Genomic DNA, 24,286 nt, shown 5'->3' on the forward strand with positions numbered 1-24,286 from the left:
TGAGGTGTCGGGGATAGAGCGGGCAGGAGCGGAGCGACTTGATCAAGGCCGATGTGGTTGTCGTGGGGGCCGGGCCCGCCGGTTCCTCGGCCGCCGCGTGGGCGGCCCGGGCCGGTCGCGACGTCCTCGTCATCGACTCCGCGCAGTTTCCCAGGGACAAGGCCTGCGGTGACGGATTGACCCCGCGCGCGGTCACGGAGCTGCAGCGCCTCGGCCTCGCCGACTGGCTGGACGGCCGGATCAGCCATCACGGCCTGCGGATGTCCGGGTTCGGCGCCGACGTGGAGATCCCGTGGCCCGGCCCGTCCTTCCCCGCCACCAGCAGCGCGGTCCCGCGCACCGAGCTCGACGACCGGATTCGCATGGTCGCCGCCGACGAGGGCGCCAAGATGATGCTCGGCGTCAAAGTTGTCGATGTGCGCCATGATTCGTCAGGGCGGGTAGCGGAACTGATATTGGACGACGGGTCGGTGGTCGGTGTCGGCGAGCTGATCGTGGCCGACGGCGCCCGCTCCACGCTGGGGCGCGTTCTCGGCCGCGCCTGGCATCAGGAGACGGTGTACGGCGTGGCGGTGCGCGGATACATCGCGACCCCGCGCTCCGACGAACCCTGGATCACCTCGCACCTGGAATTGCGCTCCCCGGAGGGCAAGGTCCTCCCCGGCTACGGCTGGATCTTCCCGTTGGGCAACGGTGAGGTGAACGTCGGTGTGGGTGCGCTGGCCACCGCGAAACGTCCGTCGGAGGCCGCGTTGCGGCCGCTGATGTCCTACTACTGCGATCTACGCCGCGAAGAGTGGGGTTTCGAGGGCGAGCCCCGGGCCGGGTTGTCCGCCCTGCTGCCGATGGGCGGCGCGGTGTCCGGGGTGGCCGGCCCGAACTGGATGCTGATCGGCGACGCCGCGGCGTGCGTCAATCCGCTCAACGGCGAGGGCATCGACTACGGCCTGGAGACCGGGCGGCTGGCCGCGCAGCTGCTGGGAACCGGCGATCTGACCACGGCGTGGCCCGCGGTGCTGACCGAGCACTATGCGCGCGGTTTCTCCGCGGCGCGGCGCCTGGCGCTGCTGCTCACGCTGCCGAGGTTCCTGCCCGCGGTAGGCCCGATCGCAATGCGCTCGCACTTCCTGATGAAGGTGGCGGTGCGGATGATGGGCAATCTGGTCACCGAGGAGGACGAGGACTGGATCGCCCGGGTCTGGCGATCCGCCGGCCTGGCATCGCGCAGGTTCGACGAACGCAAACCGTTCAGCTGAGAACCTCAGACAAGCTGCGGTTCACGCCCCAACAGCGTCATCTCCATCAGCAGCTTCACGCAGGCTCGGGAGTGCTCGGTGTCCTGGTACTGCACCAACCGACCGAGGTCGACCACCAGACCGAAGGCGGCGTGCACGGCGAACTTGGCCTGCGCGTGGCTGAACTCGGGACGCGCGGCGGCCAGTAGCCGCGCCCACTCGTCCACCGTCGCGCGCTGGATATTGCGGATCGGCGCCCCGTCGGCCTCGGGCACATTGCCGCGTTCGGCGTAATACACGTAGGCGATCTCGGGTTCCCGGAACGATCGGGCCACGTAAAGATCGATCAGGCGGGCCAGCGCCTGCTCCGGATCCGATTCCGCGGCAAGAACGCTGGACGCATCTGCGGACACCCGGTCGGCGCTGCGCCGGTAGGACGCGACCAGCAGATCGGCCTTACCCGGGAAGTACCGGTAGATACCGGATGCCTGGATGCCCACCGCCGCGGCGATGTCCTCCATGCTGGTCTCGCGGAACCCCTTCTTGTGGAACAGCAGCAGGGATTCGTGCAACAGCATCTCGTACTTGCCGCCGGCACCGGAACCACTGGGCGCCAACGGGTTCGATTCGGGCGATTCGAACGGGGCGGGCAGGGTGGCCGCCAGCACGGCGGCGGCCAGGCCGGCCAGCAGCACCCGCACCTCGCCGACGGGCAGCGAGTTCCGGTGATCGGTGACGCTACCGATCACACTCAGCGCGGCCGACGACAACGTCCAGCGTTCGCGCGAGGTCAGCTCCGGCCGCAGCCGGATCAGCGGCTCATGCAACCGGCGGTTCACGAGCTCGATCTGACCGCCCAGGACGGCCTGGTCATCCTCGTTGAGGTAGCGCCCCTCCCAGCGGTACAGCCCACCGGAGTTGCGGTTGGCGATCGCGGTCTCCACGAGAGCGTCGACGAGGCCGGCCAGCAGGAGTGCCGGATCGCGTTCCGGATCGGCGATATCGGTGCTGTCCACCAGTTGCTGACCCAGACCGAAGACGGCGTCGCGGAACAATCCGTACTTGTTCGGTGAATGCCGATACAGCGCCGCGGCCGAGATGCCGACCCGCGAGGCGATCTCCTCCATGCTGACCGCGTGGTAGCCGAGCTCGCTGAAGGCCTCGGCGGAGGCCTTGACTATCTGGGCCTTGCGATCGCGCGGCCGGCGTCGCACAGGAGGTTGCGCGGGAGGACCGGCCGGAGACATACCCTCACGGTAACGCATTCGGCAGTTGCCCAGAGGTTCCGGGAATGCCTCTTCATTCTTGATCACAGTTGACCATATGCAGGTGGGCATTTCACCGGGGCACTGCCGCAGATTCGCGAGAATAGCCGTTCACATAAAGCCTTGCGTGAACGTCAACCCGTGTGTCAGGCTCCGTATACGGCCCAGCGGTCGACGTTGCTGATCACCCTGGAATGTTCCGCCCCGGTAAGGAGAAAGTCGCGATGCCTGCGCGCTACCTCGATTTCGGGTCGCCCCCACGGCTCACCAACGCCGACACCCGCATCACCATCGAACAGCGAACCCCGCGCTGGCACCGCGGCGACGTCGCCATCGCCGACGCCCTGGACTTCTGGTCCTTCGCCGGCGCCGCCGCCAACGTCGTCATGCAGCTGTCCTGGCCGGAGGTCGGCTACGGGGTGGCCGAGAGCCGGGTGAAATCCGGCAGCCTGATGGAGCATCCCTGGAAACGGGCCCGCACCACGACCCAGTACCTCGCCGTCGCCATCCTCGGCACCGCGGAGGAACGCGCCGCCTACCGGGACGCGGTCAACGGCGCGCATCGTCAGGTGCTCTCCACCGAAGCCAGCCCGGTGCGCTACAACGCTTTCAACCGTGAACTGCAGCTGTGGGTGGCGGCCTGTCTGTTCGTCGGGTTCGAGGACACCTTCGAACTGCTGCACGGTGCGATGACCGAGGAGCAGGCCGAGCAGTTCTACCGGACCGCGCAACCGCTGGGCACCACGCTGCAGGTCACCGCGGACCAATGGCCGGCCACCCGGGCAGATTTCGACGTCTACTGGAACACCGCGTGCGAACGGGTCGCGATGGACGATCACATCCGCGAATACCTGATGACACTGGTGGATCTGAAGATGGTCCGGTGGCCGCTGCGGGTGACGTTCGGACCGCTGCTCAAGTTCCTGACCATCGGGTCACTGGCGCCGGTGTTCCGCGATGCCATGGGCCTGCATTTCTCGGACGCCGACAGACGGCGCTTCGAGAACCTGTTCGTCTTCGTCTCGTTCGTCAACCGGTTTCTGCCGCGTTTCATCCGCCAGGGCGCCAGTCAGCTACTGATGGGCGATGTCCGGCGCCGGATCCGCGGCAAAAAGGCGCTGATCTAGCGGTACTCGCACAGGTAGGCCGTCTCGACGTCGGCACGCACCGCGAACGTGCTGGCCGCGGGGACCGTGAATTGCGTTCCCGCCGCGTAGGTTTCCCAGTCGTCGGCACCGGGCAGTCGTACTGTCAGCGCGCCGGACACCACGCTCATGATCTCCAGCTGGGTGGTCCCGAACTCGAATTCACCGACGGCCATGACGCCGACGGTGGCCGGCCCTTGCGCGGTCGTGAAGGCGATCGACGCGACATCGCCGCCGAAGTACTCGTTGACTGTGAACATGGGCGCAGAGTAGCGAGTGGGTACCGGCACTTCGTCTGCCGGGGTCCGGACCACCTGGCTACACCACGTACTTGTGCACGCCGAGCATCGCGTTCTCATCGGCGGGTTCGCGGGTGCAGTCCTGCAACGCCGCCGACAATGCCGACTCATCGATGCCGGTGCCGATCAGCACCAGGGTGGTCCCCCGCCCGGCCGCACCACGCTTCTCGAAACGCAGTGAGCTGCCCACCAACTGCACGCAATAGCGACCACCGTCACCGAAATCCACGAAACCCTTTGCGCGGTAGAGCCCGGCGGGCCGGTCCTGCAGAAAGGCCAGGAAGCGGCGCGGATTCACCGGCGTATCGGCACTGAACTCCACACTCTGATACTCCGGGTGCTCGTGGTGGTGATCGTCGTCGCGGAGCAGCTCGTCCAGCGACAGCTGCGCCGGGCGCTCCCGCCGCTGCACCGGAGCGTCGATCAGCAAGCCAGGGTCCACCCGCGCGAAGTCGGTGTACACCAATGGAACTCGTGGGTTCTCGGCGCGCACCGCGGCCGCCACCGCGTCGGCGTCACCGTCGGCGGCCTTGTTGAGCACCACCAGATCGGCCACCCGCACCCCGTGGCCCAACTCGGCGGGCTGAGCGGCGTCGACCACCAGCACCAGACCGGCGTAATGGAACCGGTCATCGCCGGCGGTGGCGATGGTGCGTGCCAGCACCGGCGGCTCGGCGATACCGCTGGCCTCCACCACGATCAGGTCCAAGGCGGGGCGCACCGCGGCAAGCCGGCCCAGCATCTCGGCGGCCTCGGAAGCGTCCACCGCGCAGCAGATGCACCCGTTGGACAGCGAGGCCATCGCGTCGACCTGGCCGGCGACGAACATCGCATCGATGTTCACCGCACCGAAATCGTTGACCAGAGCCCCGATTCGCACCCCGCGACTGTTGCGCAGCAGGTGATTGAGCAGCGTGGTCTTGCCGGCGCCGAGGAAGCCGGCGAGGGCCAGGACGGGCGTACTCATGGCTCGACTCCGCGGCTAGCCCGGCTTGACGGCGGCGTGCAGCGCGACGATCCCGCCGGTCAGATTGCGCCAGCGCACGGCTTCCCAGCCGGCGTCGCGGATACGGTCGGCCAGTTGCGGCTGCGTCGGCCAGGCCCGGATCGACTCGGCCAGATACACATAGGCATCCGGGTTGCTCGACACCGCGCGCGCCATCATGGGCAGCGCCTGCATCAGGTATTCCTTGTAGGCGGTGGCGAACAGGCCGTTGGTCGGCGTGGAGAACTCGCACACCACCAGCCGCCCACCGGGGCGCGTCACCCGGGCCATCTCCCGCAGCCCCGCGACGTGGTCGACCACATTGCGCAGCCCGAAGCTGATGGTCACCGCGTCGAACACCCCGTCGGCGAACGGCAGCCTGGTGGCATCCCCGGCCACCTTGGGCACGCTGCGGGAGGCGCCGGCGGCCAGCATGCCGACCGAGAAGTCCGCGGCCACACACCAGGCGCCCGAGCCGGCCAGTTCGACCGTCGACACCGCGGTGCCGGCCGCCAGGTCGAGCACCCGCTCCCCCGGCCCGATGTCCAGCGCCGAGCGGGTCTGACGGCGCCAGTACCGGTCCTGCCCCAGCGACATCACCGTGTTGGTGATGTCGTAGCGGCGGGCCACGGCGTCGAACATCGACGCGACCTCGTGCGGGTCCTTCTCCAGCGACGCCCTGCTCATCGGATCAAAACTACCTTGGAGTCTCGAGGTTCCGGGAATGGGGATTCCGTGCTGGGGTCGGTGCAGGCCCAGGGCTGACGTCTCCTCGGCGCGAGCAGACACAACTGGCCGCAAAAGTGGCCCATTTCGGGGCCATTTGTGTCTGTTCGCGGGAAAGAGGGCTAGGGGTTGCGCACCGCGAGGTAGTGCTCGGAGACCGGCGCACCGTCGGTGTAGCGCTCCACGGCCTGTTCGATCAGCAGGTCCTGCCCGGTGAGCCGGGTGTGATGTTGGTGCATGTGCTCGCCCCAGGACCGCACGATGAACGTCTCGACGAACGTCGACTCGTGTTCGACACTGCGGAACAGTCGCCACTGCGAGGCCCCGGTGCGCTGCCGGGACCGGCCGAGGACGTCCATCGCGGCGAGGAAGTTCTGCTCGTCCTGCGGCGTGACGCGGTAGGCGGTGATCACCAGCACGGGTCCGTCCAGCGGGGCGGGATCGAAAACCAGGTTGGGCTCCGGCCAGTGCGAGGACGGCGTCAGGTCGAGGTCACCGGTCCTGGCGTGCAGCGGCCACCACAGCGAGGACAGTCCGCACACCACCAGGAACCCGGCGCTGATCAGCAGGCTCGTGACACTGGTGGTGGCCGCGGCGAGCACACCCCAGACCAGCGAGCCGACCGCCTGCCCTCCCATGAAGACCAGCTGGTACACCGACAGCCCGCGGGCGCGCACCCACCCCGGCAGGCTCAGCTGCATCGAGGCATTGAGCGTGGACAGCGACAGCAGCCAGGAGGCGCCGCCCACCAGCAGCGCCAGCAACACCGCGACGAAGTTCGGCACCAGGGCCAGTACCACGGTGGTGAGCGCGAAACCGGCCGCCGCGGTGGTGAGCAACGCGTTCTGGCCGAACCGGGACCGCAACCGCGACAACAGGAAGGCACCGAGCACCGCGCCGGCGCCCAGGGCGCCCAGCAGCACCCCATAGCCCGAGGACGACAGGCCGAGTTGGCTGCTCGCGATCACCGGCAGCAGCCCCCACAGCGCGCTGGCGGGAGCGACGAACAGCGCCGCCCGCAGCAGGATTCGCCGCACGATCGGTGAGCTGCGGATGAACCGCCCGCCCGCGCCGAGCGCCGCCAGGGCCCGCTCGGGCGGTTCATTGCGTTCCACCACGGCGGGGCGCCAGCAGAAGAGCACGATGACGATCCCGGCGAATGACACGGCGTTGAGCGCAAAGACCAGGGTCGGGCCGGACAGCGACACCAGCACCCCGGCGATCGCGGGCCCGATGGCCCGGGCCAGGTTGATGCTCATGCTCCCCAGCGCCGCGGCCGCCGGAATCTGCTGAGCGGGAACGAGATCAGGCTGGATGGCCTGCCAGGCCGGCGCCACCAGCGCCTGCCCGCAACCGATCATGAACAGCAGCATCAGCAGTACCGCCGGCGTCGTGAGCCCCGCACCGGTCAACGATGCGAGCAGACCCACCCCGGCGGCCATCGCACCCTGGGTGGCGATGAGCAGACGGCGCCGGTCGATGAGATCGGCCAGCACGCCGGACGGCAACGCCAGCAGCATCACCGGCAGCGTGGTCGCGGTCTGCACCAGCGGCACCAGCACCGCGGCGCGCGGGTCGCCGACCAACATCCACTGCGCGCCGACGGTCTGCATCCAGGTGCCGAGGTTGGACACCAGCTGCGCTATCCACAGCGCGCGGTAGACCGGCGATCGCAGCGGCGCCCAGGTCGAGGTGGACGGTGCCGATGCCATCGTTGCCCCCCCACCACCGTCTTTTCGACCACTGTAGAGGGGCGGACCGGCAGATTCGCTAGGCGGCCTTGCGACGTCGCTGACCGATGACCGATTCGTAATGCCCGAGCAGTTCCTCGCAGACCGCGGGCCAGGTCCGAGCGAGCACGCTGCGCCGGGCGGCGGCCGAGTACCGGACCCGTTCGGCGACCAGATGGTCCACGGCGCCCGAGAGCCGAGCCTCGAACTCGTCGACACCCAGCAGCAGGCCGGTGTGCATCGGGGTGACCAGATCCCGCGGTCCGCCGGCATCGGGGGCGATCACCGGCAGACCCGAGGCCATCGCCTCCTGGACGGCCTGGCAGAACGTCTCGTGTTCGCCCGGGTGCACGAAGACATCCATGCTGGCGTAGGCCGCAGCCAGCTCCGCCCCGCGCAACTCACCGGTGAAAACCGCTGCGGGCATCAAAGATTCGAGCTTACCCTGGTCGACACCGGCGCCGACGACCACGACCTGCAGGTCATCGCGGGCCGCGAGGGTGGCCAACCGCTCCACGTGCTTCTCCGGGGCGAGCCTGCCGACGAAACCGATGACCGGCTTACCGTCCGGCGACCACCTGGCCCGCAGCGACTCATCGCGCGCCGACGGGACGAAGCCGGTGATATCGACCCCGCGCCCCCACTTGTGTAGACGCGGAACACCATGGGCGGCAAGATTTTCCATCGCCGAGGTGGACGGCGCCAGGGTACGGTCGGCCTTGCTGTGCAGCCGACGGGTCCATGCCCAGGACACCCGCGACAGGACGCCGACGCCGTAGCTCTCGGCGAAACCCGCCACATCGGTCTGAAAGACCGCCACCGCCGGGACACCAAGGTGCCGGGCCGCATGCACACCGCCCCAGCCGAGCAACGCCGGCGAGGCCAGATGCACCACATCCGGATCGAAACCACGCAGTACGCCGACGATCCGCGGCATGGGCACACCGAGCGGCAGCGAGGTCACCTTCGGGAACATGTGCGAGGGCACCCGGTGCACCCGGACTCCGTCGTGCACGCGGTCGGCGGGCGGCTGGCCGCGCGGGGTGTCCGGCGCGATGACCAGAACCTCGTGACCCGTGCGCCGGAGGTGCTCGATCACCCGGAGCACCGAGTTGGTGACGCCGTTGACGTTCGGGAGGAAGGATTCGGCAACGATTGCAACGCGCACATGAGGACTGTGGCACCGCAGGTTGACAGCACGGTTGCGGGCGGGCATATGGCGTGCGAACACCACGCCAGCGGTACGGTGGCCTGGTGCATCGAATGCTGGCCTTGCTCACCGGTTTGACGCTGCTGACCGCCGTGGGCTGCACAAACCAGATCGAAGGCAGCGCCCAGTCCGATCCCGTCAAGCCGTTGACACAGGTGAGTGAGGACGGCTTCGGCATTCACGCCGGATTCGACGACGCGCCGGTGCAGATCGAGATCTTCGCCGAACCGCAGTGCACGCACTGCGCGGACCTGCAGCACGATGCCGGGGAATCCATCCGGCGCCACATCGCCGCCGGCCGACTTGCCGTCACCTACCGCCCGATGACGTTCCTGGAGATGTCGGACCACACCTACTCCGAGCGGGTCAGCAACGCGCTGTTCGTCGCGGCCGAGGACGGCCGCACACCCGCGGTGGCATTCCAGAAGTTCGTCGAGGAACTGTGGGCCGACCAGGACCCGTCCGGCAAGGGACCGACCGATGACGAGCTGGCCGAGAAGGCCCGCGCCGCCGGGATACCCGACGAACTGGCGCAACGCATCGCCGACGGCGACGCCGCGGTGGACGCCGCCGAGATGGACGAGATGAACTACGAGTTCCTCTACCTGGTGGACCCGGTGAACACCGGAACACCGACGGTGTATGACCTGGTGAACGACGAGAAGGTCGACATCTACGACGAGGACTGGCTGGACACGCTGATGGCGTCTTCCTGATCTGTGCCGGCCTCGTCCTCGATCCGCCGGGCGATCACCGCCACCACCAGCAGTGCCGTCCCGGCGATCAGCCAGCCCAGTACCGCGATGGACCCGGCCGGGATGATGGCCAGCGCCGCGTTGCGGTGCTGCACCCGCACCAGATCGGGATCCGAGCGGTCGTACTCCACGTAGATCCGCATCCCGGTGTCCAGTTCTGACGGATAGAGCACCCCGAGTTCCGGCCGGTAGGTCACCCGGTCCGGGGTGACGAATTCGATGGTCGAACGCCGCGGGCCGGCGTCGAGCACCTCGGCGGCCGCCACGCCCATATCGGCCTCGATCCGGCGGTCGTTCTCCCAGGCACCGAGCACCAGCAGCACCGACTGGAACGTCACCAGGCACGCCCCCAGGATGATGCCGACCCGCACCCGGCGGATGACCCGCTGCGACCTGGTCTCGGTGCCGTCCCCGAACATCCGCGGGACCCGCAGCCACCGGTCTTTCAGCGTGGTGAACAGTCGCACTAGAGCGCCGCCCGGATGGACGCGTGCAGCGCACGAAGCGATGACCGGTCGGCCTTCACCTCCAGCACCCGCATGCCGTCGAACGGTTGGCGCAGCGCGTCGGCCAGGCCGTCCACCTCGATCTGCTTGTTGTCCACGTGATACGCCCGGCACAGCGCCGCGATGTCCACATCGTGGGGGGTGCCGAAGATGCGCGAGGACACATCGGAGAACCGCGGGTCGCCCTGCTCCAGCAGTTCGAAGATGCCCCCGCCGTTGTCGTTGGACACCACGATGGTGAGATTGCGCGGTCGCGGCTCGGTGGGCCCGATCAGCAGCCCCGAACTGTCATGCACGAAGGTCAGGTCGCCGATCAGCGCCACGGTGCCCCCACCGTCGGAGCGTTCGTGGGCCAGGGCGGCGCCGATCGCCGTCGACACGGTGCCGTCTATACCGGCGACGCCGCGGTTGGACCGCACCTTGACCCCCGGAGCGCGCAGACCGACCAGGGTGATATCGCGCACCGGGTTGGAGGCACCCAGCACCAACTGGTCCCCGTCACGCAGGCCGGCGACCACCGCCGCCGCGACGTGCAGGCCGGTGGTGTGCGGGTGCACGTCGAGCTGGCTGTGCACGGCAGCGCAGGTGCGCTCGTTGAGCGCGGCGCAGCGCTGCAGCCACGCCGGATCCGGCGTTCCTGAGGTCACCGCCCGGGTACCGGTGGCCTGCGAGTTGCCGGACACATCGGGCCAGCGCGGCCCGGTGGTCAACGCGAACACCGGCACCGAGGAGTCGGCCAGCAGCGTGGACACCGTGCGGTGCAGGGTCGGGCGCCCGGCCATGATGACCTGCTTGGGGTGCAGCAGCGACAGCGCCAGCGGGTGCAGCGGGTTGACCGCAGCCGGCGCCGTCGGCTCGGAGACGGTGGGCAGCCCGGCCAGGTTGGGATGTGCGCCCGCGCCGTGGCCGGCGATGACGACGGTGTCCGGGGTGAGGTCGATGTCCAGCGGCTGGTCGAAGCTGACCGGCGGGGTGTAGGTCCAGGACCGCCCGTCGGGACGGCCATCCGGTGTCTCACCGTCGCTGTCGGCGTCGGGGACCAGCGGCTCGCGCAGCGGGATGTCGAACTGCACGGGCCCCGCATTGGCGGTACGAGATCCCTTGGCCGCCACCAATACCCGGCAGGTCGCCGATCGCCACTGCGCGTTCGCCGCGGCAAGATCGCGGTCCTCGGCCAGTCCGAGGCTGATACTTTCACGCACCTGGTTGCCGAAGTAGCCGAGCTGTTCCATGGTCTGGTTGGCCCCGGTGCCCAGCAACTCGTAGGGCCGGTTCGCGCTCAGCACGATCAGCGGCACCCGCGCATAGTTGGCCTCGACCACGGCCGGACCCAGGTTGGCCACCGCGGTACCCGAGGTCATCGCGATGGGTACCGGCGCCTGCCCGGACACCGCCAGCCCGATGGCCAGGAAACCCGCGGTGCGTTCGTCGATGCGCACGTGCAGACGGATGCGTCCGGCCCGGTCCGCGTCGTGCAGCGCGAAGGCCAGCGGGGCGTTGCGCGACCCGGGACACAACACCACGTCGCGGACGCCGCCGCGGATCAGTTCGTCGACGACGACGCGGGCCTGGGTCGTCGAAGGGTTCACCCCGACAGCCTATTGCTTTGCTTCAGCAAAGAATTCCAGGATCGCCTCGTTGACCGGGTCGGGGTGCTCGATGAAGCCCAGGTGACCGGCATCCGGGATCTCCAGGTAGCGCCCACCCGGGATGGCCTCGGCCACCTCGCGGCTCAGATGCGGGGCCATCAGCACATCGTCGCCGAAACCGATGACCAGCACCGGCGCCTTGATGTGCGCGTAGGCGGGCAGCCGGTTGCCTTCCGGGGACACCGCGAGCTGACTGCGCAGGCCCGGGGTGTATTTCGTGGGCCACATGGTGAACATCTCGGCCCAGTCCCGCACCGCACGGTCGTCGTTCAGGGTCTTCGGCGAGAAGTTCTCCATCAGCCGGATCTTCGCGTCGTAGCTGGGTGGCAGTGTGATGTTCGCGTCGTGGAACTCGCGTTCGGCCTTGTTGAAGAAGTCCCGCGCACCGTCGTGGCGGCCCCGGGTCGCCATCAGCACGGCCTGGCTGACCAACTCGGGCCGCGACACCATCAGTTCCTGGGCGATGAACGAGCCCATCGACACCCCGACCACCCGGACCGGGCCGCCGACCACCTTCTCGATCAGGGATGCGGTATCGGCCACCACCTGCTCGGTGGTGAAGCCGCTGGCGTTCTCGGTGGCCCCGACGCCGCGATTGTCGAAGGTGATCACGCGGTAGCCGGCCCGCTGGAAGGCCGGGACCTGATGCAGGTGCCAGGTGCGGCCGGCGCCCCCGCGGCCGGCGATGAAGAGCACCGGTTCGCCGGTGCCGCCCTTGTCGACGTAAGCCAGATTCACCCGCTCGAGCCTACGTGCGAGCGCGGACCTTGCGGATCGCCTGGTCCCACAGCAGCTGGGTGGTGGCCTTGAGCTGGGCGGGCTTGAGCAACTCCTTCGACATCAGTGCGGTCGCACTCGCCTTGGTCGCCGCCGATGCCTTCGACATGTGGCCGGAGTCGAACGGCGGCTGCGGGTCGTACTCCATCGACAGCTGAATGGCCTTCGCACGATCGTCGCCGGCGATGCGGCCCGCCAGCCACAAGCCGAGATCGATACCGGCCGACACCCCGGCGCAGGTCACGATCTTGTTCTGGGCCGAGCCCTCGGCCGCGACGATCCGCTCATCGCTGACCGGTTCCACCCCGAACGCCTTCAGCAGCGGCACCGCGGCCCAGTGCGAGGTCGCACGTTTGTCCCTGAGCAGACCGGCCGCCGCCAGGATCACCGAACCCGAGCACACCGACGTCGTCCACGTCGCCGTCCGGTGAGCCTGCCGCACCCACTCCAGGACCTTCTCGTCGCGGGCGTGCTCCATCGTGGTGAACCCACCGGGCACCAGCACGATATCGGGCGCGGGTGTCTCGTCGAACGAGTGCGTGGCGCCGATGACCAGCACACCCGAGTCGGCGGCAATCGGTCCCGGCTCATGCCACACGAACCGAACCTCTGCGTCGGGCAGCCAACGCAGCGACTCGTAGGGTCCGATGAAGTCCAGGGCGGTGAATCCCGGGTACAGCACGATGGCGATCTGCATGATCTCTCCTTCAGGCGAACGTTTTGCGGTAGTGGTCTGGCGATACGCCGACGCGTCGAACGAAGTTGCGCCGCATGGTTTCTGCGGTGCCGAAGCCGCACCGCGCGGCGATGACGGTGACGGTGTCGTCGGTTTCCTCCAGAAGACGGCGGGCGGCCTCGGTGCGGATCCGTTCGACATAGCTGCCCGGGGCCTCACCGACCTCGTCGGTGAACACCCGGGTGAAGTGCCGCGGGCTCATCGCCGCCCGGCGGGCCAGCGCGCCGATGCTGTGCGCGCCACCGGGTTCGGTCTCGATGAATTCCTGGACCGCACGGATCGGTGCCCGCTTGGCACGCGGTGCCCACACCGGCGCGGCGAACTGGGTCTGGCCGCCGGGGCGGCGCAGATGGAGCACCATCCAGCGGGCCACGGTCTGCGCGACCTCGGTGCCGTAATCGTCCTCCACCAGCGCCAGCGCCAGGTCGATGCCCGCGGCGACACCGGCCGCCGTCCACACCGTGTCCGAGCTGCGCACGAAGATGGGATCGGGATCGACTGACACAGCAGGGAATTCGGCGGCCATCCGGTCCGCGAAGGCCCAGTGCGTGGTGGCCCGACACCCGTCGAGCAGACCGGCCTCGGCCACCAGGAAGGCGCCGGTGCACACGCTGACCACCCGCCGCGCGGTGTCGGCGGCGCGGCGGATCCAGTCCAGGACATCGGGGTTGGCACGCAACTCGTCGATCCCGGCGCCGCCGGGCACCAGCACGGTGTCCACGGGGTGCTGCGGCAGTGGTTGCGCGACGATCTGCAGACCGTTCCAGGTGCTGGCGGGGCTGCCGTCCGGGGAGGCGATGATGATGTCGTAGCCGTCGTCGTGGCGGTCCTGACCGGCCAGGGCGATGGTCGCACCGGTGAACACCTCGAACGGACCGACCAGATCGAGTGCCTGCACCCCCGGGTAGCCGAGCAGCACCACTGATCGCTTCACGCCTCCCATGGTGATCGCGATTTCCGATGGCGTCTACGCCGGGCACCCCACAGATCAGGACATGCGTACTTCGAGCGCCGCTATCGGCACACAAACGGGTAGCAGTCGCGGATCCGGTCGATCCACCACTGCCGGCGGTCCGCAGGCGCGGCCAGCGCAGCCAACCGGGCCGGGTCCGGGATCACCGGTCCGACCGGCAGCAGGCCGTCCACCGGCGCCACCGCATCGACGACGTCCTCGACGAACAACCCACCGGTGCCCAGCCCGCAGGCGTACGGCAACTCGGGCAGGCAGGCCGCGGCCAGCAGCCCGCGGGACATGCCGACCGCGCTGTCCAAGGCACTCGACACCACCACCGGGATGCCGATGCGGGCGGCAATATCCAGCAGCGGGTCCACCCCACCCAGCGGCGCGACCTTCACCACCGCGATATCGGCCGCGCCCAGCGCGACCACCCGAAAGGGGTCGGCGGCCTTGCGGATCGATTCGTCCGCCGCGATCGGGACATCGATCCGGCGCCGCAGCGCAGCCAGCTCTTCGACTGTGGCACAGGGCTGTTCGAGATACTCCAACTCCCCCAGCGCGCCGGCCGCGGCCACCGCCTCGGCAACACTCCAGCCGCCGTTGGCGTCGACGCGCACCTTCGGCACCACCGCACGCACCGCCTCGACGCGCGCGACGTCATCGGCCAGCGTCTGCCCGGCCTCGGCGACCTTCACCTTTGCGGTCTGCGCCCCCGGGAAACGGGCCAGCACCTCGGGCACGCGCTCCGGTGCGACGGCGGGAACGGTGGCGTTGACCGGGATGCGATCACGCAGCGGTGCCGGTGACTCCCGGTAGGCGGCCTCGATGGCCGAGGCCAGCCAGTGCGCCGCCTCGGGCGGCTCGTACTCACCGAAGGCCCCGAACTCACCCCAGCCTGCCGGGCCGTCGAACAGCGCCACCTCCCGCACGGTGATACCGCGGAACCGCACCCGCATGGGCAGCGCGACGACGTGCAGACGATCCAGCAGGTCGCTGCACGGCGGGCACTCAGATGGTGGCGCGATCGCGTCCCTCCCAATGGGGTTGTCTCAGGTCCTTCTTCATGATCTTGCCGGTGGGGTTACGCGGCAGGGCATCGATGATATCGACGGTCTTCGGGCACTTGTAGGCGGCCAGATGCTGACGGGCCCAGGCGATCAGCTCGGCCTCGGCCACACCGTCACCGTCGAGCGCGACCACGGCCTTGACCGCCTCACCCCACTTCTCGTCGGGCACACCGAACACCGCGACCTCTACGACCGCCGGATGCTCGGCCAGAATCCGCTCGACCTCGATCGAGTAGACGTTCTCGCCACCGGTGATGATCATGTCCTTGATCCGGTCCTCGACGAACAGGTAGCCGTCGGGGTCCAGCCGGCCGATGTCACCGGTACGGAACCAGCCGTCTTCGGTGATCGACTCGGCGGTGGCTTCCGGCTTGTTCAGGTATCCCTTCATCAACTGCGGTGTGCGGAACCAGATTTCCCCCTGGGTACCGGCCGGAGCGTCCTGCAGGCTGTCGGGGTCCACGATGCGCACCTCGACACCCTGGATCGGGGTGCCCGCACTCACCATGCGCTCCTCGTTGCCGCCGCGATGATCCTCGGGGCCCAGCCGGGTGGCCACACCGCACACCTCCGTCAGCCCGTACACCTGGATGAAATCGGTGTCCGGCCATGCCTTGAGTGCCTCCCGCAGCAGCGGCAACGGCATCGGCGACGCCCCGTAGGCGAAGGTCTTCAGCGCGCCGAACAACTTGACCGCATCGGGACCGGCCTCCAACACCTTGGCCAGCACCGCGGGCACCAGGAAGGTCCGGTTGGCGCCGGCCAGGATGCCTCCGGCCAGCGCTGCCCCGTCGACATCGCGGGTCATGTAACTCGGAGCGCCGTTGTGCAGGCCGAACTGCATATAGGAGGTGCCACCCACATGGAACAGCGGCATCGCCACCAAGTTCTTGTCGCCCTCGTTGAACGGCCAGTCGTCGAACGCGTTCACGGTGTGGGCAATGAGGTTGGCGTGGCTGAGCGCCACTCCCTTGGGCCGGCCGGTGGTGCCCGAGGAATACATCACCACGACCGTGTCGCCGGGATCCACCTCGGGTGAGCGGTCCGCCGGGGTCGCCGCGGCGAGCACCGCCTCGTATTCGTCATCACCCTCGGGTTTGACCTCGATGACATCGGTGACCGCCGGCAACCGGTCCCGGATCGCCGTCACCGCCGGCAGCAGTTCCTCCCCGACGAACAGCACCTTGGCCCCGGAATCGTTGAGCACATAGTCGATCTCATCGGCCGCCAGCCGGAAGTTCACGATGGCGGTCGCCGCACCCAGCGAGGCCGCGCCGAGGGTCACCTCCACACACGCCGGGTGATTCTTGTCCAGGAAGGCGACAACATCGCCGCGACCGACGCCCCGGGCGGTCAGCGCGCCGGCGACCCGGCGGATGCGGTCGTCGAACTGCGACCACGTCCAGGTCCGACTCAGATAGGTGATCGCCTCGTCATCGGGTTTGGTGGCCGCCCAGTGGGCGACGCGCTCGTCGAGAAACTGGGGAACTGTCAGGTCAGACATGTCCGACAGCCTGCCACGACGCCCACCCCCTCACGCCGGTTTCGGATGAACCTGCCGACCCGCCATATAGGTGGCCTCCACCTGCAGATCGGCGATCTCCTCGGCGTCCACGGTGCGCGGATCAGCCGACAGCACAACGAGATCGGCGTACTTGCCGACCTCGATCGAGCCGATGCGGTCGTCGGCGAACAACTGATAGGCGGCGTCGAGCGTCTGCGCCCGGATGGCCTGATCCACCGTGAGGCGCTCCTGCGGCGCGAGCACGCGCCCGCTGGGCGCCCGCCGCGTCGCGGCCACGCTGATGTTGCGCAGCGGCTCCTCGGGAGTGACGGGCGGATCGTTGTGCAGCGAGATACGCATCCCGGTCGCCGCCGCCGACCCGCACGGCATCCACCGCTCGCCGCGCTCGGGACCGAAGAGTCCGTCGACGATGACGTCACCCCAGTAGTGCAGCTGGTCGACGAACAGGCTGCAGGTCACCCCGAGCGCGTGGGCGCGGGCCAGCTGGGCATCGGTGATGGCGCCGACGTGCTCCAGCCGCAGCCGGTGGTCGTCGCGCGGATGCGCGCGCAGCGCCTCCTCGTACACATCAAGGATGGTGTCGACGCCGGCATCGCCCTGCACGTGGCAGGCCATCTGCCAGCCCTTCGGATAGAAGGTCCCGACGATCTCGGCCAACTGCTCGCGGGAGTAGTTCGCGTGCCCGCACGAACCGGGGATCACGCCGATGCTGCGGGTGGCGTCGGTGTCCAGGTACGGGAAACTCAGGTCGATGTTGCCGATCCACGGCGAGCCGTCCACCCAGATCTTGATCCCGACCTGTCGCACCACGTCGTCACCGTCGAATGGGCTGGCATCGGTGTGCAGTGCGGCGGTCGACATCTCGTAGGTGCGCAGCCGGACGGTCAGCCGATCGTGCAGGGCTTCCAGCATCGGCCGGAACATCGGGTCGAACGCCATCTCCGAACAGGTGGTCAGGCCGGCCCGGTTGAGCCGCTCGCACTCGGCCATCAGCATGGCCGGGTAGTCCCCGACCGAGATGGCGCCGCCGATCAACGGGAACACCGCGGCGGATTCCTCCGCGCTGCCGTCCAGGTCACCGTTGGCATCGCGGCCATAGCGGGCGCCCTTGGGATCCGGGGTGTCCCGGGTGATCCCCGCGACCCCGGCCGCCGCCGAGTTGAAGAATGCCTTGTGCCCGGAATTGTGGATGATCACCAGCGGGGTGTCGGCCACCCCGTTCAACCAGTCCAGGGTCGGGTCCGGTAATCCGTTCTGCAGCAGCGGGTCCCAGCCGTTCAGGTAGGCGCCGTCGGCACCTCTGCGGGCCACCTCAGCGTGCACCGCCGCAACCACGTCATCGGCCGAGGGCAGCGTCACCGGCCGGATGTCCACCATCCGCTCCGACAGGGCCACCGCCTCCATCAGTGGATGGCCGTGCGCCTCAACGAAACCGGGCAGCACACAACCCTCGCCCACCGAGACCACGGTGGTGTCCGGCCCGATCCAGCTCTGCAACTCGTCCTCGGGCAGGTCCACCGCCGCGATCCGTCCGTGCGAGACGGCCAGATTCCGCGCGGTCGGCAGGGCCTCGTCGACGGTGAGGATGGTCCCCGTGAGGATCAGATCGGCCGGTTGCTCTGGGCTGGTCATGGCGCAAAGGCTAGTAGTTCGCTGCCCGCGGCCGGGGTACGCGATGAGAAAAGTTCGCGGCGCGTGTCGATTCTGTATGGATTCCGTTCGACGTATCCATGAGGGCACGATCGACGTGCCCCTTCCCGAACAGAAGGAGACACCGAGATGTCGCGCTACATGCTGATCATGCGAGTTGCCGATCCCGCCGCCGCCGAGGCCGCCATGGGCGGGGTCGATTTCGATGAGATCATCGCGTCGATGGGCCGCTATAACGAGGAGCTCATCAAGGCCGGCGTCATGCTGGCCGGCGAGGGTCTGTGCGAACCCGAGGACGGCTTCGTCGTCGACTTCGACGCAGACCCGCCGGTGGTGACCGACGGCCCGTACACCGAGGCCAAGGAGCTGTTCAACGGGTTCTGGATCATCGAGACGTCCTCGGTGCAGGAGGCCAAGCAGTGGGCCCGCAAATGCCCGCTCGGCCCGGGCGTGAAGCTCGAGGTGCGCCGCGTCAGCGAGACCGAGGAGTTCGACCCGTCCAACCCGTGGATCCAGAAGGAGATCCAGTGGAAGGCCGACCTCGCCGAGAAGGTCGCCGAGACGGCACGGGCGGCCGCCGGCCGCTGATCAGGGCGTGGCGCGGATCCGGATGGGTCCGCGCCACGGCTCGTCGGGGTCGAGCGTCACGCCCTTCTGACTGATCTCCACCTCACCGTGGCGGGCGAGCTCACGCGCCTGTTCGCGGGCGTCGTCCATCAGGTCGCGCCACTGCGGCCCACCCACCGCGCGGGCCGCATCCGACGGGCAGATCGTCTTCTCCGGTCCGCGTTCGCGGGCCAGCCGCAGGATCGCGGCGCGCAGGTCCTGGTTCACCTCGACCAGTCAAGCCGAATCGGGCGGGCCTTGCCAGCAATTCTGTAACACGTTCTAATCTGTTGCTATGAGTGACGAGCAGCTCCGCCATTTCCTGCACTCCGGCCATCTCACCGTCGGCGCGCTGAAGCGCCACAAGGACCGCCCCCTGCTGTTCCTCGGGGACACCACGCTGACCGGCGGCGAGCTCGCCGACCGCATCAGCCAGTACATTCAGGCCTTCGAAGCGCTCGGCGCGGGTACCGGAGCGGCCGTCGGCCTGCTCTCCCTGAACCGTCCCGAGGTGTTGATGATCATCGGCGCCGGCCAGACCCAGGGCTACCGGCGCACCGCACTACACCCTCTCGGCTCGCTGGATGATCACGCCTATGTGCTCTCCGACGCCGGGGTCACCTCGCTGATCATCGATCCCAACCCGATGTTCACCGAGCGCGCACTGGGACTGCTGGAGAAGGTGCCCTCGCTCAAGCAGGTCCTGACCATCGGCCCGGTGCCGTCCGAGCTCGCGGATGTTGCGACGGACCTGAGCGCCGAGGCCGCCAAATACGCGCCCCAGCCGCTGGTCGCCGCGGACCTGCCGGCCGATCACATCGGCGGACTGACCTACACCGGCGGTACCACCGGCAAACCCAAGGGCGTCATCGGCACCACCGGATCGATCACCACCATGACGACGGTGCAGCTGGCCGAATGGGAGTGGCCGGAGAACCCCCGCTTCCTGATGTGCACGCCGCTGTCGCACGCCGGCGCCGCGTTCTTCACCCCGGTCATCGTCAAGGGCGGTGAGTTGATCGTGCTCACGAAGTTCGACCCGGCCGAGGTGTTGCGGGTCATCGAGGAGCAGAAGATCACCGCGACCATGCTGGTGCCCTCGATGATCTACGCGCTGATGGACCATCCCGACAGCCACACCCGCGACCTGTCCTCACTGGAAACGGTGTACTACGGCGCCTCGGCGATGAACCCGGTGCGCCTCAAAGAGGCGATCCGGCGGTTCGGGCCGATTTTCGCCCAGTACTACGGGCAGTCCGAGGCGCCGATGGTCATCACCTACCTGTCGAAGAAGGATCACGACGAGAAGCGCCTGACCTCCTGCGGTCGGCCCACTCTGTTCGCGAAGGTGGCGCTGCTGGGCGAGGACGGCCAACCGGTGCCCCAGGGTGAGGTCGGCGAGATCTGTGTGGCCGGCCCGCTGCTGTCCGGCGGCTACTGGAACCTGCCGGATGCCACCGCCGACACCTTCAAGAACGGCTGGATGCACACCGGCGACCTGGCCCGCGAGGACGAGGACGGCTTCTACTTCATCGTCGACCGCACCAAGGACATGATCGTCACCGGTGGTTTCAACGTCTTCCCGCGCGAGGTCGAAGATGTGGTGGCCGAACATCCTTCGGTCGCCCAGGTGTGTGTCATCGGCACCCCCGACGAGAAGTGGGGCGAGGCGGTCACGGCCGTGGTGGTGCTGCGGCCCGACGCCGACACCGCCGAGGCGGCGGTCGCGACCATGATCGCCGAGATCCAGGCCTCGGTGAAGGAGCGCAAGGGATCGGTGCAGGTGCCCAAGCAGGTCGTCGTCGTCGATTCGGTGCCGATCACCGCGCTCGGCAAGCCCGACAAGAAGGCCGTGCGCGCGCAGTTCTGGGAGGGCGCGGGACGTTCGGTGGGTTGACGTTCGGTGGGTTAATGTGCGGCGCGGCGGGGTACAGGAGCGCTGACCCCGTAGCTTCGCCCAGATAGGACCGCCCCGATGGACGACCGCACCGCTGTCGCCGCAGCACCCGCCCGCACGTCCGAGGCGCTCAGCACCTGGGCGCTGTTCCTGAGCATGATCGCCATTGTCGGGTTCGCGATGTCCGTCGGCACCTTCGGGTTCGACAACATCGGGCTGTCGATGGGGGCCGGTCTGCTCTCGCTGACCAGCTTCGTGGCCAGCATGTTCTTCTTCCACGCCGATGCGCAGGACGCACCCGACGCCTGACGGGCGCTAGTTTGGTCCAGTGCCGGACATCGATCTGCGCGACACCGTCGACGCCGTCTGGCGGATGGAAGCCGCCAAGATCGTCGCCACCCTGACCCGCGCGGTCGGCGATGTGGGCCTGGCCGAGGACCTGGCGCAGGAAGCCCTTGTCGATGCGCTGGCACAGTGGCCGACCTCCGGAGTCCCCCGTAATGCCGGGGCCTGGCTGACCACCGTCGCCAAACGCAAGGCCATCGACCTCTGGCGCCGGCAGGACACCCTGGACACCAAGTACGCGGTACTGGCGCGTGAGTTCGAGGAGTCCGTCGCAGAACCCATGCGGGACCCGTGGGATCCCGACCGTATCGACGACGACGTGCTCCGTCTGGTGTTCATCGCCGCACATCCCGCCCTGACCCGCGAATCGCAGATCGCGCTGACGCTGCGGGTCGTCGGCGGCCTGGCCACCGACGAGATCGCCCGGGCCTTCCTGACCTCGAAGGCCACGGTGGCCGCGCGTATCACCCGCGCCAAGAAGACCCTGGCCGGCATGGCGTTCGAGGTGCCCGAGCGCGCCGACTTCGGCCCGCGGTTGTCCGCGGTGCTGGCGGTGATCTACCTGATCTATAACGAGGGCTATGCGGCCTCGGCCGGGCAGCGCTGGATCCGTGACGAATTGTGCAGTGAGGCTTTACGTCTGGGGCGGGTGCTGCAGGCGCTGACCCCGGACGAGCCGGAGGTGCACGCCCTGGTGGCGCTGATGGAGTTCCAGTCCTCGCGGTTCGCCGCACGCACCGACGCGCACGGCAATCCGATCCTGCTGGAGGATCAGGACCGCACCCGCTGGGACAGGGCCCAGATCCATCGTGGCGTCGCCGCCCTGGAGCGGGCCGAGCGCGCCCGCGGGCCCAAGGGGTGGGGACCGTACGCACTGCAGGCCGCGCTCGCGCAATGCCACGCCGTCGCGGCGACGGCCGCCCAGACCGACTGGGCCCGCATCGTGGCCCTCTACGACGCGTTGCTGCAGATCGCCGGATCCCCGGTGGTCGAACTCAACCGGGCGGTGGCCGTGGCCATGTCCGACGGGCCGGGGGCGGCCCTGCGGGTCGTCGATGCCATCGACGGGCTCGACGGCAGCCATCTGCTGCCCAGCGTGCGCGGTGAGCTGCTGGCGCGGCTGGGCCGCGACGCGGAGGCCGCCGCAGAGTTGACCACCGCGGCGTCCCTGACCGCCAACCAGGCCGAACGCGCCGTGCTGCTGAAAAAGGCCGCGCGCGCAACCGGTGCGCCACGGCGGGCTTGACCGATCCGAACCCCGCTCGACGCCGAATACCACGGTGAAGGAAGGGAGCAGCGCCATGGACCGCGTCATCAAGCTGGCAGGCCAGGTCGTGGAATCCGTGCTGTCGATCGTCGGCATCCGTACCGTCGAGGAACCGCACTACATCGGGCGTCCGCTGTCCGGTGACGTCGAGATCCGGCAGTACGGCCGCCGGATCGCCGCCGAGACCACCATCACCGGCGACAAACAACGCGCCCTCTACGAAGGCTTCCGCAAAGTGGCGGCCTACATCTTCGGGGGAAACCACCGAAACACCGACATCGCGATGACGGCACCGGTGAGTCGGCAGTCGTCGGCCGAAGAGATCGCCATGACGGCTCCGGTGTCGCAGACCGGCAGCTCCGAGAGCGGCTGGACCATCCGCTTCTTCATGCCGTCGAAGTGGTCGATGCAGACCCTGCCGACACCCGACGACGAGGACGTGCGACTGGTCGAGGTGCCGCCGGCAACGATGGCCGTTGTCCGGTTCACCGGCGATCGCAGTCCGTCGGCGGTGAACCGGCGGACCGAGGAGTTGGTGCGGACGCTGCGCGCGAACGGCATCGAGCCGGCGGGCGATGCGGTCGCGTGGTTCTACGATCCGCCGTGGACGCTGCCGTTCCGGCGCCGCAACGAGGTCGCCATCCCGATATAGCGCGCAGAAAAGGCCGCGCGCGCACGGGGTGCGGCACGGTAGACATGAGTATGTGATCGACCTGACCCTGCGCACCGTCCGCGATGATGACGACTTCACCTCCTTCAATGCCGCGCTGTACTCGGTGTTCCTAGAGGACCCGCAGGACGACGAGACCGAACTGTCGCGCAAGATCACCGATTTCGACCGGATGTTCGGCTTCCACGACGGAAGCCGGTGGGCCTCCACCGCGGGCGACTACCGCAAGCAGGTGATCCTGCCCGGCGGCGCGCTGGTTCCCGTGGCCGCCGTCACCGCGGTCACCGTGTCACCCGCGCACCGCCGCCGGGGTCTGTTGACGCAGATGATGCGGTACCAGCTCGACGGCATCAGAGCCCGCGGAACCGAGGCCCTGGCCATGCTGTTCGCGTCGGAAACGATGATCTATGGGCGGTTCGGGTACGGCCTGGCCAGCCAGAACGCCGTGCTGACCGGGCAGGTGCGCGATCTGGGTTTCCGCCCGGAGGTCGACCTCGGTGACGGATCGGTGTCCGAGACCGATGCCGCGACGCTGCTGGCCCACGGGCCGGCGATCTTCGACCGGGCGATCGGGGATCTACCCGGCCGGATGGACCGGCCACGGGGGTGGTGGGACAACCTGATCCACGACAACGCCGAACGGCGCAAGGAGAGCGGCAGCATCCGGTTCGCGGTGCATCACGAGGCCGACGGCACCCCCAGCGGATTCGCCATCTACCGGCCCAAGTCGGACTGGTCGGCGACTGGGCCAAACGGCGAGCTGCACGTCCACGAGGTGCGGGCCACCAATCCGCGGGCCTACGCCCGGATATGGCGTTTCCTGTTGGAGATCGACCTGATCCGGAGCATCAAGTACGACGGGGCAGCGGTCGATGAGCCGTTGCGCTACCTGGTGGCCGATCAGCGGGCGCTGCGATGCGCGGTCAACGACGGCATCTTCGTACGCCTGGTCGAGGTGGACCGTGCGCTCGCTCTGCGCCGCTACGCCGCGCCGATCGATATCGTGCTCGACGTGCGGGACGAGTTCTGCCCGTGGAACACCGGCCGCTACCGACTGCGCGGCGGACTCGACGGTGCCGAATGCGAGAAGACCGGCGCACCAGCCGATATCGCCATGTGCGCGCGAGACCTGGGCGCCGTCTATCTGGGCGGCACGAGCGTGGCGCAACTGGTCGCCGCGGGCCTGGTCGACGAACTGACACCGGGGTCGGCGCAGCGGGCCGCGGTAGCCTTCGGCTGGCCCGTCGCACCCGCGATCCCCGACCACTTCTAGGAAGGTTGAC

The 24,286-nt window shown here is 68.6% G+C and carries 24 protein-coding genes; 9 read left to right on the plus strand and 15 right to left on the minus strand.

What is annotated here, in order from left to right:
* Window positions 1–53 precede the first annotated feature (53 nt).
* Window positions 54–1,256 (plus strand): menaquinone reductase MenJ, encoded by a 1,203-nt coding sequence (gene menJ, locus EXE63_RS10165; RefSeq protein ID WP_210000652.1) that lies wholly within the window; start codon window positions 54–56, stop codon window positions 1,254–1,256.
* Window positions 1,257–1,261: 5 nt separating this feature from the next.
* Here the strand turns inward: menJ and EXE63_RS10170 are convergent, their stop codons facing one another.
* A complete protein-coding gene (locus EXE63_RS10170) occupies window positions 1,262–2,482 on the minus strand; it encodes a TetR/AcrR family transcriptional regulator (RefSeq protein ID WP_168141839.1) in 1,221 nt (406 codons plus the stop codon).
* A 242-nt stretch (window positions 2,483–2,724) separates the two neighbouring features.
* Here EXE63_RS10170 and EXE63_RS10175 point away from each other — a divergent pair, with 242 nt between their 5' ends.
* Window positions 2,725–3,627 carry an oxygenase MpaB family protein gene (locus tag EXE63_RS10175; protein ID WP_168141840.1) on the plus strand — a complete coding sequence of 301 codons (903 nt, stop codon included), beginning with the start codon at window positions 2,725–2,727 and terminating at the stop codon, window positions 3,625–3,627.
* Here EXE63_RS10175 and ppnP read toward each other — a convergent pair.
* The 5 genes from ppnP to EXE63_RS10200 all read right to left on the minus strand — a co-directional run bounded on the left by ppnP (window position 3,624) and on the right by EXE63_RS10200 (window position 8,553).
* Window positions 3,624–3,905 (minus strand): pyrimidine/purine nucleoside phosphorylase, encoded by a 282-nt coding sequence (gene ppnP / locus EXE63_RS10180; RefSeq protein WP_168141841.1) that lies wholly within the window; start codon window positions 3,903–3,905, stop codon window positions 3,624–3,626. The genes EXE63_RS10175 and ppnP overlap by 4 nt on opposite strands.
* 58 nt (window positions 3,906–3,963) lie before the next feature.
* The gene (locus EXE63_RS10185) at window positions 3,964–4,911 is read right to left on the minus strand and encodes a CobW family GTP-binding protein (RefSeq protein ID WP_168141842.1); all 948 of its coding nucleotides are present in this window, start codon (window positions 4,909–4,911) and stop codon (window positions 3,964–3,966) included.
* A gap of 15 nt (window positions 4,912–4,926) precedes the next feature.
* Window positions 4,927–5,616: a demethylmenaquinone methyltransferase gene (locus tag EXE63_RS10190; RefSeq protein WP_168141843.1), complete on the minus strand. Its 690-nt coding sequence runs from the start codon at window positions 5,614–5,616 to the stop codon at window positions 4,927–4,929.
* Between the two features lie 161 nt (window positions 5,617–5,777).
* Entirely contained in the window at window positions 5,778–7,367 is a 1,590-nt protein-coding gene (locus EXE63_RS10195) for an MFS transporter (RefSeq protein ID WP_168141844.1), read from the minus strand.
* A gap of 58 nt (window positions 7,368–7,425) precedes the next feature.
* Complete coding sequence (locus EXE63_RS10200; protein ID WP_168141845.1) at window positions 7,426–8,553, minus strand: glycosyltransferase family 4 protein; 1,128 nt, start codon at window positions 8,551–8,553, stop codon at window positions 7,426–7,428.
* A gap of 95 nt (window positions 8,554–8,648) precedes the next feature.
* On the opposite strand from EXE63_RS10200, the gene EXE63_RS10205 reads away from it, so the two are divergent.
* On the plus strand, window positions 8,649–9,311 hold the full coding sequence (locus EXE63_RS10205; RefSeq protein ID WP_168145501.1) for a DsbA family protein: 663 nt from the start codon (window positions 8,649–8,651) through the stop codon (window positions 9,309–9,311).
* Here EXE63_RS10205 and EXE63_RS10210 read toward each other — a convergent pair.
* From EXE63_RS10210 to EXE63_RS10245, 8 genes are all read right to left on the minus strand, one after another.
* Window positions 9,269–9,769, minus strand: a complete 501-nt coding sequence (locus EXE63_RS10210) for a DUF3592 domain-containing protein (RefSeq protein ID WP_168145502.1) — start codon at window positions 9,767–9,769, stop codon at window positions 9,269–9,271. The two genes, EXE63_RS10205 and EXE63_RS10210, sit on opposite strands and share 43 nt — an antisense overlap.
* Window positions 9,770–9,816: 47 nt before the next feature.
* Complete coding sequence (menD, locus tag EXE63_RS10215) at window positions 9,817–11,445, minus strand: 2-succinyl-5-enolpyruvyl-6-hydroxy-3-cyclohexene-1-carboxylic-acid synthase (RefSeq protein ID WP_168141846.1); 1,629 nt, start codon at window positions 11,443–11,445, stop codon at window positions 9,817–9,819.
* 9 nt (window positions 11,446–11,454) lie between these two features.
* The gene (locus EXE63_RS10220) at window positions 11,455–12,243 is read right to left on the minus strand and encodes an alpha/beta fold hydrolase (RefSeq protein ID WP_168141847.1); all 789 of its coding nucleotides are present in this window, start codon (window positions 12,241–12,243) and stop codon (window positions 11,455–11,457) included.
* A 10-nt stretch (window positions 12,244–12,253) separates the two neighbouring features.
* Complete coding sequence (locus EXE63_RS10225; protein WP_168141848.1) at window positions 12,254–12,979, minus strand: DJ-1/PfpI family protein; 726 nt, start codon at window positions 12,977–12,979, stop codon at window positions 12,254–12,256.
* A 10-nt stretch (window positions 12,980–12,989) separates the two neighbouring features.
* The gene (locus tag EXE63_RS10230) at window positions 12,990–13,952 is read right to left on the minus strand and encodes a GlxA family transcriptional regulator (RefSeq protein WP_234904434.1); all 963 of its coding nucleotides are present in this window, start codon (window positions 13,950–13,952) and stop codon (window positions 12,990–12,992) included.
* Window positions 13,953–14,032: 80 nt separating this feature from the next.
* Window positions 14,033–14,932, minus strand: coding sequence for an o-succinylbenzoate synthase (locus EXE63_RS10235; RefSeq protein ID WP_234904435.1), 900 nt, complete (start codon window positions 14,930–14,932; stop codon window positions 14,033–14,035).
* Window positions 14,933–14,984: 52 nt separating this feature from the next.
* Window positions 14,985–16,547, minus strand: coding sequence for a long-chain-fatty-acid--CoA ligase (locus tag EXE63_RS10240; protein ID WP_168141849.1), 1,563 nt, complete (start codon window positions 16,545–16,547; stop codon window positions 14,985–14,987).
* A 30-nt stretch (window positions 16,548–16,577) separates the two neighbouring features.
* On the minus strand, window positions 16,578–18,200 hold the full coding sequence (locus EXE63_RS10245) for an amidohydrolase (protein WP_168141850.1): 1,623 nt from the start codon (window positions 18,198–18,200) through the stop codon (window positions 16,578–16,580).
* A gap of 147 nt (window positions 18,201–18,347) precedes the next feature.
* On the opposite strand from EXE63_RS10245, the gene EXE63_RS10250 reads away from it, so the two are divergent.
* Window positions 18,348–18,806 (plus strand): YciI family protein, encoded by a 459-nt coding sequence (locus tag EXE63_RS10250; protein WP_168141851.1) that lies wholly within the window; start codon window positions 18,348–18,350, stop codon window positions 18,804–18,806.
* On the opposite strand, the gene EXE63_RS10255 is transcribed toward EXE63_RS10250, so the two are convergent.
* Complete coding sequence (locus EXE63_RS10255) at window positions 18,807–19,052, minus strand: DUF3253 domain-containing protein (protein ID WP_168141852.1); 246 nt, start codon at window positions 19,050–19,052, stop codon at window positions 18,807–18,809.
* Between the two features lie 67 nt (window positions 19,053–19,119).
* Between EXE63_RS10255 and fadD8 the strand changes: the two genes are divergently transcribed.
* The 5 genes from fadD8 (at window position 19,120) to EXE63_RS10280 (ending at window position 24,276) form a co-directional block, all read left to right on the plus strand.
* Complete coding sequence (gene fadD8, locus EXE63_RS10260) at window positions 19,120–20,721, plus strand: fatty-acid--CoA ligase FadD8 (RefSeq protein WP_168141853.1); 1,602 nt, start codon at window positions 19,120–19,122, stop codon at window positions 20,719–20,721.
* A 78-nt stretch (window positions 20,722–20,799) separates the two neighbouring features.
* The gene (locus tag EXE63_RS10265) at window positions 20,800–21,030 is read left to right on the plus strand and encodes a hypothetical protein (RefSeq protein ID WP_105365606.1); all 231 of its coding nucleotides are present in this window, start codon (window positions 20,800–20,802) and stop codon (window positions 21,028–21,030) included.
* 64 nt (window positions 21,031–21,094) lie between these two features.
* Complete coding sequence (locus EXE63_RS10270; RefSeq protein ID WP_168145505.1) at window positions 21,095–22,312, plus strand: RNA polymerase sigma factor; 1,218 nt, start codon at window positions 21,095–21,097, stop codon at window positions 22,310–22,312.
* Between the two features lie 55 nt (window positions 22,313–22,367).
* Window positions 22,368–22,985 carry an SOUL family heme-binding protein gene (locus EXE63_RS10275; protein WP_168141854.1) on the plus strand — a complete coding sequence of 206 codons (618 nt, stop codon included), beginning with the start codon at window positions 22,368–22,370 and terminating at the stop codon, window positions 22,983–22,985.
* Window positions 22,986–23,037: 52 nt separating this feature from the next.
* Entirely contained in the window at window positions 23,038–24,276 is a 1,239-nt protein-coding gene (locus EXE63_RS10280; protein ID WP_168141855.1) for a GNAT family N-acetyltransferase, read from the plus strand.
* Window positions 24,277–24,286: the final 10 nt, after the last annotated feature.

Origin of the sequence: Mycolicibacterium frederiksbergense, from assembly GCF_012223425.1 — a bacterium.
In the GTDB taxonomy this organism is placed as follows: Bacteria; Actinomycetota; Actinomycetes; order Mycobacteriales; family Mycobacteriaceae; genus Mycobacterium; species Mycobacterium frederiksbergense.